Source organism: Pseudomonas sp. EA_65y_Pfl1_P113, assembly GCF_963970525.1.
GTDB lineage: Bacteria > Pseudomonadota > Gammaproteobacteria > Pseudomonadales > Pseudomonadaceae > Aquipseudomonas > Aquipseudomonas tritici.
In genome coordinates, this window is sequence record NZ_CAXAQM010000637.1 from 1 (window position 1) to 441 (window position 441).

Sequence of the window (441 nt, forward strand, 5' to 3'; positions counted from 1 at the left end):
CCCGCTGGTGATCGAGGAAAGCCACATCACCGAGTTCGTGCAGAAGCTGAGCGACGGCGCACGCGACTATGCGGTGGCGACGGCATGAGCGGGGTAAATGGGGTGAAGATCCTCCCCGGAACGGGGAGGGGGACCGCTCGGCTTCTTCAGGCTGGTAGTGGAGGGGGCTCTCAACAGGCGTTACGCTCGCGGCACGCCCCCTCCACCCTTCGCTGAATGCTCAGGGTCCCCCTCCCCGTGCCGGGGAGGATTAAGGACAGCATATGGACTTTATCTCGATCCTTTCGATCTTCGTGATGGCCTGTTTCGTCGGCTATTATGTCGTCTGGTCGGTCACCCCCGCCCTACACACGCCGTTGATGGCGGTGACCAATGCGATTTCCTCGGTGATCATCGTCGGCGCGCTGATCGCGGCGGCGGCGGCCGGGATCGGTGAGGGCG

Annotated in this window: 1 protein-coding gene; it reads left to right on the forward strand. The window is 63.7% G+C overall.

What is annotated here, in order from left to right; all coding sequences use genetic code 11:
• Nucleotides 1-263: 263 nt before the first annotated feature.
• Nucleotides 264-441, forward strand: a 178-nt coding sequence (locus AACY52_RS31490) for a proton-translocating transhydrogenase family protein (protein WP_339561576.1), incomplete at its 3' end; no start/stop codon positions are given.